The organism is Proteus sp. fly-1013 (assembly GCF_040140245.1).
Lineage (GTDB): Bacteria > Pseudomonadota > Gammaproteobacteria > Enterobacterales > Enterobacteriaceae > Proteus > Proteus mirabilis_B.
Map to the genome: position 1 here is coordinate 12,826 of NZ_JBEEWD010000005.1, position 14,472 is coordinate 27,297.

General features: G+C 37.7%; 9 protein-coding genes. 5 read left to right on the top strand and 4 right to left on the bottom strand.

The window, feature by feature from the left end:
* Positions 1 to 43: 43 nt before the first annotated feature.
* Positions 44 to 256, top strand: coding sequence for a DNA gyrase inhibitor YacG (yacG, locus tag ABN236_RS10735; RefSeq protein WP_088494938.1), 213 nt, complete (start codon positions 44 to 46; stop codon positions 254 to 256).
* Positions 257 to 343: 87 nt separating this feature from the next.
* Here the strand turns inward: yacG and mutT are convergent, their stop codons facing one another.
* From mutT to tnaC, 4 genes are all read right to left on the bottom strand, one after another.
* Complete coding sequence (gene mutT, locus ABN236_RS10740; protein ID WP_349474097.1) at positions 344 to 736, bottom strand: 8-oxo-dGTP diphosphatase MutT; 393 nt, start codon at positions 734 to 736, stop codon at positions 344 to 346.
* A gap of 125 nt (positions 737 to 861) precedes the next feature.
* Positions 862 to 2,112: an aromatic amino acid transporter gene (locus tag ABN236_RS10745; RefSeq protein ID WP_088494936.1), complete on the bottom strand. Its 1,251-nt coding sequence runs from the start codon at positions 2,110 to 2,112 to the stop codon at positions 862 to 864.
* A gap of 72 nt (positions 2,113 to 2,184) precedes the next feature.
* A complete protein-coding gene (locus tag ABN236_RS10750) occupies positions 2,185 to 3,588 on the bottom strand; it encodes a tryptophanase (RefSeq protein WP_075670808.1) in 1,404 nt (467 codons plus the stop codon).
* A gap of 114 nt (positions 3,589 to 3,702) precedes the next feature.
* Positions 3,703 to 3,807 carry a tryptophanase leader peptide gene (gene tnaC / locus ABN236_RS19345; RefSeq protein WP_071788547.1) on the bottom strand — a complete coding sequence of 35 codons (105 nt, stop codon included), beginning with the start codon at positions 3,805 to 3,807 and terminating at the stop codon, positions 3,703 to 3,705.
* Positions 3,808 to 4,637: 830 nt separating this feature from the next.
* Between tnaC and ABN236_RS10755 the strand changes: the two genes are divergently transcribed.
* The 4 genes from ABN236_RS10755 to cueR all read left to right on the top strand — a co-directional run bounded on the left by ABN236_RS10755 (position 4,638) and on the right by cueR (position 14,429).
* Positions 4,638 to 6,323 (top strand): ShlB/FhaC/HecB family hemolysin secretion/activation protein, encoded by a 1,686-nt coding sequence (locus ABN236_RS10755; RefSeq protein ID WP_349473953.1) that lies wholly within the window; start codon positions 4,638 to 4,640, stop codon positions 6,321 to 6,323.
* Positions 6,324 to 6,356: 33 nt separating this feature from the next.
* On the top strand, positions 6,357 to 11,090 hold the full coding sequence (gene hpmA, locus ABN236_RS10760; protein ID WP_349473954.1) for a calcium-independent hemolysin HpmA: 4,734 nt from the start codon (positions 6,357 to 6,359) through the stop codon (positions 11,088 to 11,090).
* Between the two features lie 291 nt (positions 11,091 to 11,381).
* Complete coding sequence (locus ABN236_RS10765) at positions 11,382 to 13,871, top strand: heavy metal translocating P-type ATPase (protein ID WP_349473955.1); 2,490 nt, start codon at positions 11,382 to 11,384, stop codon at positions 13,869 to 13,871.
* Between the two features lie 108 nt (positions 13,872 to 13,979).
* On the top strand, positions 13,980 to 14,429 hold the full coding sequence (gene cueR / locus ABN236_RS10770; protein WP_088494931.1) for a Cu(I)-responsive transcriptional regulator: 450 nt from the start codon (positions 13,980 to 13,982) through the stop codon (positions 14,427 to 14,429).
* Positions 14,430 to 14,472 lie beyond the last annotated feature (43 nt).

Here is a 14,472-nt window from a genome sequence, read left to right on the forward strand (position 1 = left end):
TTGTTATAAGCATAAATAGCACCAATGAAATCTAGGAGAGATAATGAGCGAAGAATTAATTGTAAAATGTCCAACCTGTCAAACAGAAGTTGTTTGGAATGAAAGTAGCCCTTATCGCCCTTTTTGTAGTAAGCGTTGCCAACTTATTGATTTAGGCGAATGGGCAGATGAATCAAAACGCATTCCAAGCCAAAGCGATATTAATGACAGCGATGATTGGAGTGAAGCGCCACAACAAGAGCCTAAAGACTTTTAATGTGCCAATCCTGAACATAAAAAATAGCCACTCGACTGAGTGGCTATTTTATTTATAGATGCTTATTTGGCACTATTCTACTTTTACTTACTTTTGCAATAACGCCACAATAGTACGGTTAGCTGGCGGAAAATCATCGGCATTTAACGATCTAATCGATGTCCACTTAACTTCTTGTCCCTCTTTGCCATAGGGCTCATTATCCCACTGCGTGACTAAGAAAAAGGATAAGGTAATGTGTCTATCTGGAAAATCATGCTCTACCGTTTCAAAAAGTGAGCATTGCGTTACATCAATACCGATTTCTTCTTGTAACTCACGAACTAACGCCTGCTCTGGAGTCTCTTTATCTTCTAATTTTCCGCCTGGAAATTCCCAAAATCCCCCCATATGCGATTTTAGAGGGCGTTGGGTAATAAAGACATTATTGTGTTGATCACAAATAATACCCGCAGCAATATGTAGCTTCTTTTTATCCATCATAGACAACCTATTGAATAGTCACATTATTATAACAACTTAGCGTTATTATAACGTATATCCAACGGCGCTACTCTGGTTTTCTTCCCCTAACTATCTCAATTAATTAACGATATTTCGATTAATTAACGATAAATAGGTAAGAAACCGAACTGTGCTAATGTTTGGCAAATAATCCCTACTGCACCAAAAGCAATAACAGCATAAATTAATCCTTTGCCTCCCCACACTTTAAAGCCTGAATTTGGGAATTTCTCACGGGCTTTCAGCGCCATAACCGCAGGACAAATAATTGCCCATACACACGCTGCGGTTCCTGCATAAGCAATCGCAATTAAGAAACCATTAGGGAAAAGTAAACATAATAGTAACGGCGGCGTAAAACATAAAACGCCAGATTTTAAGCGCCCTGTTTTGTTATCTTCAAATTTTAGTGATGCTAAAATATAGTCGAACAGACCAATCGCTACCCCTAAAAATGAACAGAATACGGCACTAATAGAAAACCATAATAAAAATCCTTCAATATATTTACTATTTAATACAGTATATAAAGAATCAATAAAGGCATCTAAGTTACCGCCCTTTTGGATAATTGTAATAAATTGCTCACGAGGTAAATTCCCCATCGTGCCAATCATCCAAAGTAAATAAATCACTAATGCTAAAACACAACCAATCACACAACTTTTTACAACTTTTCTTTCATTTTCATGATAGAGTTTATAAAGACTACAAACATTACCATGATAACCAAAAGAGGTGATAGCATAAGGAATAATGATAAAAATAAAAGGATAAAGATATAATTGGCTTTTACCTTCAAAGGTTGCAGTAAATAATAAATCACCTCTCGCTTTAAAGAATAACCCTGAGAATGCTAATACGAATAGAACAATCTTAATAAATAAAAATATTGAGGTTAAACGGCTGGCACAAGCGCCGCCCCACCATATTGTTGCTCCAAGCACGATGGTAAATACAAAGAATATCACTCTAAGATTTAAATTAAGCCCATATAATGATGAAGCTTCATAAATGATCGAACCCGCAGCAGAGATATAAGCATAAATTAATATATATAGTACAAATATCAAAGACGCATTCGCGAGATAACACGCCCATTTAGGTAATAACTCTTTCGATATATGAAAGTAGTTTGTTCCTGCACCATATTTCGATATACATTCAAGAATATAAATTCCAGAATGAAACATAAAGAAACAGACAATAAATAATATAAAGAGTGAGTTAATAAACCAAGCACCAGACATTATTGTTGGTAGGCTAAACATTCCCGCACCGATCATGGCGCCGCCCAACACAAATCCCCCTACAATAATTGAGGGTTCTTTATTTACCGACTTATTTTCCATTTTTTAGTCCTTACTGAAATAAGGATAGGGCTCTCGCATTGCACGAGAGCCATTATTATTGTGGAGTATTATTTATTTGATAGGTTTTAATCTAGCAGTAAAGTGTCTTAATACAGGTGGTTCATATTCGAACTCAAGACCTTTAAGCGTTTTAAACTTCTCTTTTAAGCCGATAAGTGCGTCAGCAATATAATCCATATGGTCGTTAGTGTAGACACGACGTGCAATGGTTAAGCGCATAAATTCCATATCTGCGTGTTTTTGCTCACCCGTAGCAGGATCACGACCAAGTAAGAACGAACCGATTTCAACAGCGCGAACACCAGACTCTAAGTAAAGTGCGTTAATTACAGCTTGAGCTGGGAATTGATCACCTGGGATATGCGGCACTAGTTTTTTACAGTCAACGAAAACAGCGTGTCCACCAGTAGGATATTGAATAGGAATGCCCGCTTCACGTAAACGGTCACCCAGATATTGAACCTGACCAATACGATAGTGCAAGTATTCTTCCTCTGTACCTTCTTCTAAACCTTGTACCATTGCAGCCATATCACGACCCGCTAAACCACCATAGGTAACAAAGCCTTCCATTGGTACACAGCGCTGTCTTGCTAATGTGAATACTTCTTCATTATCACGAATTGAGACTAAACCACCGATATTTAACAGTGGATCTTTCTTCGCTGACATTGTTAATGCATCAGCATATTTATACATATCTAAAATAACTTCTTTGATTGTCGCATTTTTATATTTAGGATCACGCTGTTTAATGAAATACGCATTTTCACAATAACGCGCCGAGTCCATAACAACAAAAATACCGTGTTGTTTTGCGATTTCGTAAACTTCTCTTAAATTATCCATTGAAACAGGCTGACCACCAGCACTATTACAGGTCACTGTTGAAACAATGGCAACAACGTTATCAGCACCATGTTTGGCAATATTTTCTTTTAATTTAGCAATATCAAAATTGCCTTTCCAATCATCATAGGTTTCTGAATCAAACGCTTTTTCAGTAACAATATTAATTGCTTTACAGCCATTTAATTCAACGTGTGCTGCTGTTGTATCAAAATGGAAGTTAGAAATAAATACAGGATTTTTTGCTTTTCCATCTTTTTGTTTATATTTTAATAATACTGGGAAAAGAATATTTTCAGCACCACGTCCTTGGTGAGCAGGAATAATATAATCGTAGTTAAATAATTCTTTGGCTTTGTCTTTTAAATCATAATAGTTTCTTGAACCTGCATAAGCTTCATCACCTGTTATCATTGCTGCCCACTGGTGATCACTCATTGCGTTAGTACCAGAGTCTGTTAATAAATCAATATAAACAGCATGACTTGGTAATAGGAATGGGTTATATCCTGCTTCTTTTAATGCAGCTTCACGTTCTTCTCTTGAAGGAACACGGATTTTTTCCACCATTTTAATACGGAATGGTTCTACGATTCTTTTAGCCATGATAATACCTTTAATATAAATTAAATAATAAAATTAGAATAAATAAAATAATCTTCCCATTTAAATTAAACGGAAAAAGAGTATTAAATTATTTTGAATGGATATAAAAAAGGATTATTTTTCAGGAAAGAAGAAGGCGAGTTCAGAATCAATATTAAACCATTTCTTCAATCTGAAGAAACCTCTTAATATTATCAAAACATTAAATGATGAGAACATACTTTAACCCTTATAGTCAGGAAATAGTACAATTTACATGCTAATTTATATAACAGTTAAACACAGTTAGTAATATAACAATAGTATATTTTGGACAATTATCACACTATTTATAATAAATAACATATTAACGTGATCACTATCACTTACCTCAATCTTTAATAAACTATTTTTTATAGCTTAAATTTTTATTGATAATACTAAGTGGTAATACATGTATTTATACTGCATTTTCACAAAATGAAAGTTGTTTTTAAATAACCATACTTTTTACCATGATTAATAATTTAACAATAAGATCCTAATCTCTTTACTTCTCTAATGCGCATTTTATTCATTAAAATGAAATAATAATTCATGAAATATTTATTCCAGAATACAACTTTAATAAACTGATAAACAACAAATGAAAAGCTAATTAACTTGCTTCATTTTCATATCTTAGAATTCCCTCTCATTATTTATCTTCTCTTTATAAAAAATGAAAAAGTTTTAATTAACATAGCTAAATCGATGGTAATTTAAGCAAGAAGAAAAAATAACATAGAATATTATAACTATGAAAATCAATACAATAGAAGCCATTTAAATGAATCATTTGTTTAAGTAATACTATTTGAGATATCAGTCATTTTAGTTATGTCGCTATTTAATGTCGAAACAGATAAAAATTTATCTTTATTTCATCGATTTTTAATTTCTTTTCATATTGAGAGTACCCGGTATTTATTATTCTAAAATTAACGATAATATAAAAACATTAATTATTATCTTTCTATATTTAAGCAATATTATTTATATTTGAATTAATACCTTTATATTGAGGTAAAATGAGAAAAAAAGTTATTTTATTAACACTATTAAGTGGATTTTCAACCTGTGGATTAACAGCAAATGACGCCGGTTATTTAGGCTCGATGGGAGAATCGCGGCGCGCATTACAAGATAGCCAACGTGAAATAAATCAACTTATTGAACAAAATCGCTATCAACAACTTCAAGAAAATGCATTAGAGGTTTCACCTACCCCCACACTTATTACTGAATCAGAACATTGTTTGCCTATTAATGGTGTATATGTTCAAGGAATTACTTTACTTAATGAAAAAGATCTTGATTCCTTAACACCATTACCTGAGCAATGTATAAAAAGTGCTGACGTTAACCGTTTAGTCAAAGAGTTAACCCAACGCTATCTTCAACATGGTTATATCACGGCAAGAGTTCAATTTTTACGCCCAAATCAAGAGCAACAACTTGGGCTGTATGTTATTGAAGGCTTTATTGAAAAAATTGAAGGCGGTGATCGAGGCGTTAACACCGCACTACTTTTCCCTCAGGTTGAAGGAGAGCCTCTTAAGCTTTCAAAACTGGATCAGGGGCTTGATCAAGCAAACCGCTTACAATCGAATAAAGTTAAACTCGATATATTGCCTGGTACGCAACTAGGTGGCTCTATTATTCAGCTCACCAATCAGCGACAAGCACCGTGGCATCTAAATATTTCAAGTGATAACTATGGGCAAAAAAACTCAGGGCGCTGGTTAGTTCGAACCAATGCAAGCTTAGACAGCCCATTAGGGTTATCTGACTTTGTCAGTTTAAATGCCAGTATGACCACTGATAATCCCAATACACGCTTTAACCGTGCTTACACCCTACTCTATTCTTTACCTTATGGTGCATTGACATTCAGTACTTTTGGTAGCTATTCGGAGTATGAATTTCATCAAGCATTGCAAACACGTACTGTACGTTTATCTGGTGATACGACACAAGTTGGTTTAAGGGGAGATTACGCTTTTTATCGTAGTCAAAAACAGATTGATACCTTAAACATGCAGATAACACATAAGCGAATACGTAACTATTTCAGCCAAATTCGCCTTGATCTCAGTAGCCCTGCACTGACAACGGTAGAGTTAGGTATCAACCATTTACACATTGTTCCAAATGGTGTCATCAGCGTTAACTTAAGTGCAGAGAAAGCTATTAGTTGGTTTGGTGCAGATGAATCACCTCGTGTTGCTAATGGCAATGGTAATGACTATCGCTTTACAAAAGTTAAGCTTTTTGCCAATTGGCAACATCGTTTTGCCTTATCCAATTCTACATTTTTATTCAATAGCGCCTTCTTTGGTCAATATAGCCCTGACACCTTACCAGGTGTGGAATGGCTTAGCTTAACAGATAAAAACGCAATCCGTGGTTTTGACCAAAGTACACTTTCTGGCGATAACGGCGGCTATTTACGTAATACGCTTTCTTATCCTTATCGGATAAACACATTTTCAATCACCCCTCGAATTGGTCTCGATGCTGGTCGAGTTCAACAACATGGTAACTATGAAGGATGGCGTAGTGGCTATGGGCTAAGTTCGGGCTTAAATCTCCAATATCAAAAAGCACAATTCGATATTGAAGTCGCCAAGGGGCATTTGCTTTACAACCAAACGAATTCCAATAAAACCAAAGACCCTACTCAAGTGTTAGTTAGATTTTCATATTTATTTTGATTCACACTCATAGCAATAAACGGAGAAAACTCTATGAAATCAAAAAACTTCAAGCTCTCTCCTTCGGGTAGGCTTGCTGCATCTTTAGCGATTATTTTCGTATCACTAAATGCATATGCTGGCGGTATTGTTCCTGATGCGGGCAATCAAGGACCGAATGTTTCATCAGTCAATGGTGGAACTCAAGTCATTAATATCGTTACACCAAATAACGAAGGTATCTCTCATAACCAATATCAAGATTTTAATGTAGGTAAACCAGGTGCTGTTTTTAACAACTCCTTAGAGGCAGGACAATCACAACTTGCTGGACAATTAAATGCCAACAGCAATTTAAATGGACAAGCCGCTTCTTTAATTTTAAATGAAGTTGTTAGCCGAAACCCTTCGTTCTTATTAGGTCAGCAAGAAGTTTTTGGTATCGCTGCGGAATATGTACTTTCTAACCCAAATGGTATTACCTGTGATGGATGCGGTTTTATCAATACCAGCCGCTCGTCTCTGGTTGTCGGTAACCCATTGTTTGAAAATGGTGAGTTAAAAGGTTATAGCACGCTTAACAATACGAATTTACTTTCTATTGGTAAAAACGGATTACACGCTCCCGGCCTTTTAGATTTAATTGCACCTCGTATTGATAGCCGAGGCAAAATAACTGCAGCAGAAATTTCTGCATTAACAGGTCAAAATACGTTCTCTCAACGTTTTGATATTCTTTCATCACAAAAACCCGCTTCTGCTTTAGATAGTTATTTCTTTGGTAGTATGCAATCTGGTCGTATCCGCATCATTAATACCGCAGAAGGCAGTGGTGTTAAATTAACAGGTAAATTTGTTGCTGATAACGAATTAAGTGTCAGAGCGGACAATATTCAAACGGATAGCCAAGTTCGCTATGACAGCTACGACAAAGATGGTAGTGAAAACTATCAAAATTACCGTGGCGGTATTGCTGTTAATAACAGTGGTTCAAGCCAGACTCTGACAAAAACAGAGTTAAAAGGTAAAAACATCACATTAGTTGCTGATAATAAAAACCAAATCAAAGCCTCTGATTTAATGGGTGATGATATTTTATTACAAGGCGCTCATTTAACGGTTGATGGCAAACAGTTACAGCAAAAAGAGACTGATACTGACAATCGTTGGTTCTATTCTTGGCAATATGATGTCACTAAAGAAAAAGAGCTAGTACAGCAAGTGGGTAGCCATATTGATGCCAAGAACAATGCGACATTAACAGCAACTAAAGGTGATGTAACACTTGAAGGTGCCAAAATTAATGCGGGTAACACACTGGCAATTAATGCTAATCAAGATATCAATATCAACGGATTAGTTGAGAAAGAAAATCGTAGTGAAAACGGCTACAAACGTAACCATACTTCTCGTTTAGAAACTGGTAGCTGGAGCAATAGCCATCAAACAGAAACCTTAAAAGGCAGTGAGTTAACTGCGGGTAAAACGCTGGGTTTAAATGCTAAAGGCTCAGTTACTGCTCAAGGTGCAAAATTACATTCTAATGAGAATGTTGTTGTTAACGCTAAAGAGAATATCAATCTTAATGTTCAAAATACCAACAATGATAAAACAGTAACCGACAATCATGTCGTTTGGGGTGGTATCGGCGGTGGTAATAATAAGAACAATAACAATAAACAAGAAGTCAGTCATTCAACACAATTGACTGCTGATGGACAACTGTTACTTGCAGCAGATAACAGTGTCAAAATCACAGGTAGTCAAGTCAAAGGCAATCAAGGTGCCTTTGTTAAAACGACTCAAGGCGATGTTGTTATTGATAATGCGATCAGCGAAACCATCACTAAAACAGATGAACGTACAGGTACTGCATTTAACATTACTAAAAACTCCCACAAGAATGAAACTAATCAACAGCATTCAACAGGTAGTGAATTAGTTTCTGATGCAGAGTTAACTGTAGTGAGTGGCAAAGATGTCAATGTAATTGGTAGCTTAATTAAAAGTGCTGATGAGTTAGGCATTGAATCTTTAGGTGATATCAACGTTAGATCTGCACAGCAAACCACGAAAATCAATGATGAAAAAACATCATTAGAGATCACCGGTCATGCTAAAGAAGTTGAAGATAAGCAATATAGTGCAGGTTTTCATATCACTCATACATCCAACAAAAACAATAGCACTGAAACTGAACAAGTAGGATCTACGATCAGTGGTGGCAGTGTTAAAGTTCAAGCGGATAAAGATGTCACTTTTGCTGGCTCTGATTTAAAAACAACCGCAGGTAATGCCACTGTTTCTGGTGACAATGTTGCTTTTGTTTCAACAGAAAACAAAAAAGAGACTGACAGTACAGATAGAACCATTTCTGGTGGCTTTAGCTATACCGGTGGTGTTGATAAGATCGGTAGTAAAGCTGATTTCCAATATGACAAACAGCATACAACAACTGATATCACCAAAAATAAAGGTAGCGAAACTCAAGTTGCAGGTGATTTAACTATTACCGCAAACAATGATGTGACGCATCAAGGTGCATCACACAAAGTTGATGGTGCATATAAAGAGTCAGGTGAAAATATCAATCATCTTGCTGCAAATGACAGTGCAACATCTAAAACAGATACCTTAAATATCGGTGTCGATGTGGGTGTTAATCTTGATTACAGCGGTGTCACTCAGCCAATTAAGAAAGCCGTTGAAGATGGTGCTACTGCTGTTAATCCTGACGGCAACAAAGGTATTGATAAAAAAGTTACCTTTAAAGATGCCATTAGTAATCTTGCTAACTTAAGTAATTTAGAAGCACCGAATGTGGGTGTTGAAGTCGGTGTTAAAGGTGGCGGTAGCCAGAAATCACAAAGCGATAGCCAAGCGGTTTCAACATCTATTACTGCCGGTAAAATTAATACTGACAGCAATAAAACGCTACATGACCAAGGTACTCATTATCAATCTACCCAAGGTGATGTCTCACTAACTGCTAACACTCATACCAGTGAAGCAGCACAAAACAAACACCAAGAGTCCTTCCATGAAACAACTGGTGGCGGTCAAGTAGGTGTCAGCACCAAAACAGGCAACGATATTACTGTAGCGATTAAAGGTGAAGGTAAAACTACTGACACAAGCCTAACTACAACCAAAGCTGAAGGTAGCCAGTTTAATTCGGCTGGTAATATCAATATTAATGTACGTGAAGATGCACATTATGAAGGCGCTAAATTTGACGCTCAAGAAGGCAAAACTGTCATTAATGCTGGCGGTGATTTAACGCTGGCACAAGCAACAGATACCCACACTGAAAGTCAACATAACGTAAATGGTAGTGCAAACCTGAAAGTAGGCACAACACCAGACAGTAAAGATTACGGTGGTGGTTTTAACGCAGGTGGTGCAAATCATCAAAAAGATCAGACAACAGCAAAAGCAGGTTCAGTGAATGGCTCTCAAGGTATTGAGCTAAATTCAGGTCATAATCTGACTTTACAAGGCACTCATTTAACCAGCGAAAATGATGTTGCTCTGACTGCAACGAACAAAGTTGATTTCCAAGCAACAGAATCTCAGCGTACTGAAACAGGTAAGAACTTATCAGGTGGATTACAAGCGGGCTTCGGTCAAAAAACAGGAGACAAATCATCTTCTGTCAATGGCTTAGGTGGCGCTGAATTTGCTATTGGTAAGCAAGATGAGAAGAGTGTTTCTCGTGAAGGTGGGACCATTGCTAACCAAGGTAATTTAACTGTTAACGGTAGCTCTGTTAATCTTCAAGGTACTAAAGTTAATAGCAAAGATACGCAATTAACCTCTCAATCTGGTGATACTACGCTAACATCAGCACAATCTACGGATTACAAAAACAACTGGGGTACTGATATCTCTTTAAATGGCAAACAAACCAATACGACGCCAAAAGAAGTGACTGAAGAAAATCCAGCAACCTCTATCCATGATATTGGTGGCAAAGTTTTAGTAAACGTTGAAGATCAACAAAAATCCACACACCAAAATGCTTCAGTAGAAACAGGTACATTAACTGTAAATAGCGACAAAAACTTCGCTCTTTCTGGTGCAAATGTTTCTGCGGATAATGTAACGGGTAATGTGGGCGGTGACTTTACAGTAACTAGCCAGAAAGACAGTGATCGTCATGTTGCTGTTGATGTCAATGTTGGTTATAACCACAACAACGATCCTAAATCTAGCCAAGTTGATAAAACAGCCAAGGCAGGTGGATCATTATTAGAAGACACTATCAAAGAGACCATTGATTCAGGTATTAAATCTGCAACTGATGTTATCTCTGATAAATACAATTCACTCTCTTCAACTATCGCAGATAAAACCGGTATCAGTGGCGAGACAAAAGCCAAAATTGATAAAGGCGTTGGCACAGTAGGTAACGGTATCAAAAATATCGTAACAGGTGCTGAAGGTCATACGGCAAATGCGGATATTAAAGTTTCTCATATTGATAATGATGCAGTTACTCAAACCACAACCTTAACTAGCAAAAATGATATTTCATTAAATGTAAGTGGTACAACTAAGCTTACTGGCGCTGAAATTAAAAGTGAGCAAGGTCAGGTTGATTTAGGCGGTAGCAACGTTCAATTAAACAATATTGAAGGTCATCAATATGAAGCAGGTGCAGATCTTGATCTGAAATCATCTGCTGTTGATTTAGTGAAACAACTTGCAGGTGGTGACTTATCATTAAAATCACCTGTTAAAGTTAATGAAACAGTAAACACAAAATCATCTATTTCTGAAAAATAATAGATACCCCATAAAAGAGTAATGCCTATTCTTTTGTAAGCCCAACCCGTTTGTTATCACAATAAGCGGGTTTCTTATTTATCTGCTTAGATTTCACTGAACATCCAATAAATTTACGCTTCTTTAAGATTTAAATAAAATACAGAAAATGGTAAAAAATAGATAACGCATTGAATTAAAAATAGAAAAATACATTTTTTCGTAGAAATTAAATCAACCTCGATTCCTTGACCTTCCCCTAATGGTAAAGCCTAAGCTTTATCTCATACCATATTTAAGAGGGGATTTTTGATGAACACTAAGACTACGTTGTCCTCTGCCAATCGGCTAAGTTTACCTGTTGAAGGTATGACATGTGCATCCTGTGTTGGTCGTGTCGAACGGGCCTTAAAAGCCGTACCACAAATACAAGATGCTGTTGTCAATTTAGCCACTGAACGTGCAGATATTACATTTACAAATACACCCGATCCCGCAGCTGCCGTGAGCGCTATTGAAAGTTCAGGTTATAAAGTACCCGAAGAGATAACTGAGCTGGCAATTGAAGAAATGACCTGTGCATCTTGTGTTGGTCGTGTAGAAAAAGCACTGGCGCAAGTTCCCGGTGTATTAGAAGCCACGGTAAACCTTGCAACTGAACGCGCTCGTGTGCGCCATTTATCAGGCGTAGTATCGATCACTGATTTAGAGATCGCCGTTGTACATGCCGGCTATAAACCTCGTCGTTTATCTGATGATCCAGCAAACACACGTGATGTAGGTGAAGAGCGCCGTGCAAAAGAGGAACGTTCATTACGCCGCGCATTACTTATCGCCGCTGTCTTCACATTACCCGTTTTTGTTATTGAAATGGGATCGCACTTTATTCCCGGTGTACATGGTTGGGTTACTCAAACTCTGGGGCAACAGCTAAATTGGTATATTCAATTTATCCTCGCCACTATTGTGATGTTTGGCCCCGGTTTACGCTTTTTCCAAAAAGGAATACCTGCGTTATTACGCGGTGCTCCTGATATGAACTCATTAGTATCTGTTGGTACAACCGCCGCTTACGGCTATTCAGTGGTATCAACCTTTATTCCTCAAGTCCTACCTGCGGGCACAGCCAATATCTATTTTGAAGCCGCTGTTGTGATTGTCACCTTGATCTTGTTAGGAAGAACGCTTGAAGCCAAAGCTAAAGGAAATACATCTCAAGCCATTAAACGGTTAGTTGGTTTACAAGCTAAAACAGCGCGAGTTTCTCGTCATGGTGAGACATTGGAAATCCCGCTAGATCAAGTTGTAATGGGAGACATCGTTTTTGTTCGCCCCGGTGAAAAAATACCTGTTGATGGAGAGATTATTGACGGTCACTCTTATGTTGATGAGAGCATGATAACCGGCGAGCCTGTACCTGTATCGAAAGAGATTGGTTCTGACGTTGTGGGGGGAACTATCAATAAAACAGGTGCTTTTAGTTTTAAAGTCACCAAAGTTGGCTCTAACACTGTATTGGCACAAATCATTCGCTTAGTGGAGGAAGCTCAAGGCTCTAAACTTCCTATTCAAGCACTTGTTGATAAAGTCACCATGTGGTTTGTGCCGGCGGTTATGTTAGGTGCAACAATCACCTTCTTTATTTGGTTAGCTTTTGGTCCAGATCCTGCATTAACCTTTGCGCTAATTAATGCCGTTGCTGTGTTAATTATTGCCTGTCCATGTGCAATGGGATTAGCAACGCCAACATCCATTATGGTGGGTACAGGTCGTGCAGCAGAGTTGGGTATTCTTTTCCGTAAAGGTGAAGCCTTACAAGCCTTACGTGATGTCAATGTTGTCGCTCTTGATAAAACAGGCACATTAACAAAAGGCCGTCCTGAATTAACAGATTTAATTCCAGCAGAAGGTTTTGAATATAATGAAGTCTTAAGCCTTGTTGCTGCTATTGAAACTTATTCGGAACACCCTATTGCAGAAGCTATTGTCAATGCGGCTAAAGAGGCGGGATTAACACTCGCTACGGTTGAAAATTTTGAAGCAGTTCCGGGTTTTGGCGTTAGTGCAACAGTGGGCGGAAGAGCCGTATCTGTTGGTGCTGATCGCTTTATGAAACAACTTGGATTAGATGTCAGTCACTTTATCTCTTCAGCACAGAAACTCGGTGAGCAAGGCAAAAGCCCTCTTTATGCAGCCATTGATGGACATCTTGCTGCCATTATTGCAGTTGCAGATCCGATTAAAGAAACAACCCCTGAAGCAATCAAAGCGTTACATGATTTAGGTTTGAGAGTTGCCATGATCACCGGTGATAACGAAGCCACAGCAAAAGCGATTGCTAAACAGTTAGGTATTGATGAAATTGCGGCTGAAGTACTTCCTGATGGAAAAGTCGAAGCCTTAAAGCAATTTAGCCATAAAGGCGCCAAAGTCGCTTTTGTTGGTGATGGTATCAATGATGCTCCAGCGCTTGCACAAGCTGATGTTGGGTTAGCGATTGGTACAGGAACCGATGTCGCCATTGAAGCTGCTGATGTGGTGTTAATGTCGGGTGATCTGCGCGGTGTCGTTGATGCAATAGCTTTAAGCCAAGCAACTATTCGCAATATCAAACAAAACTTGTTTTGGGCTTTTGCTTATAACGCCTTATTAATTCCTGTCGCGGCTGGCATGCTTTATCCAATTAATGGCATGTTACTTTCACCCATCATTGCCGCTGCCGCAATGGCGCTTTCAAGTGTATTTGTATTGGGTAACGCCTTACGACTAAAACGTTTTCAAGCACCAATAAAAACACATTAATAGATTGATTTTATTTATAGCCAGACTCAACAAAGGTCTGGCCCAATATTATAAAGCGACTACCTTATACTTATAGAGAGCGCTTTATTATCCGATAAGGGGAACATAATGAATATTGGTCAAGCAGCAAAAAAGTCCGGTATTTCAAGCAAAATGATCCGTTATTATGAGCAGATTGGCTTAATTCCAAAGGCTATTCGTACTGATTCAGGTTATCGCGATTACACAGATGCAGACGTAGCTTGCTTTCGTTTTATTCGCCATTCTCGAGCACTTGGTTTTTCAACAGAACAGATATCAACGTTGTTAGTTTTATGGAATAACGGAGAACGCGCCAGCGCAGATGTGAAATCTATCGCACTCTCCCATATTGAAGAGCTCAATCGTAAAATTGCTGAACTACAACGTATGACAAAAACGTTAGAACACTTAGCGAAAGATTGCCAAGGTGATAACAATCCTGATTGTCCGATTATTGCAGGACTAGTTGAGCCAAAGTCAGACTCTGAAAGTAAAACAACAAAAAGTCACCTTTCCCACCTTCGCTCTTCAATTTAGTTTTTCTATCAACCATAAAAAAATCCCGCTTATTGCTAAGCGG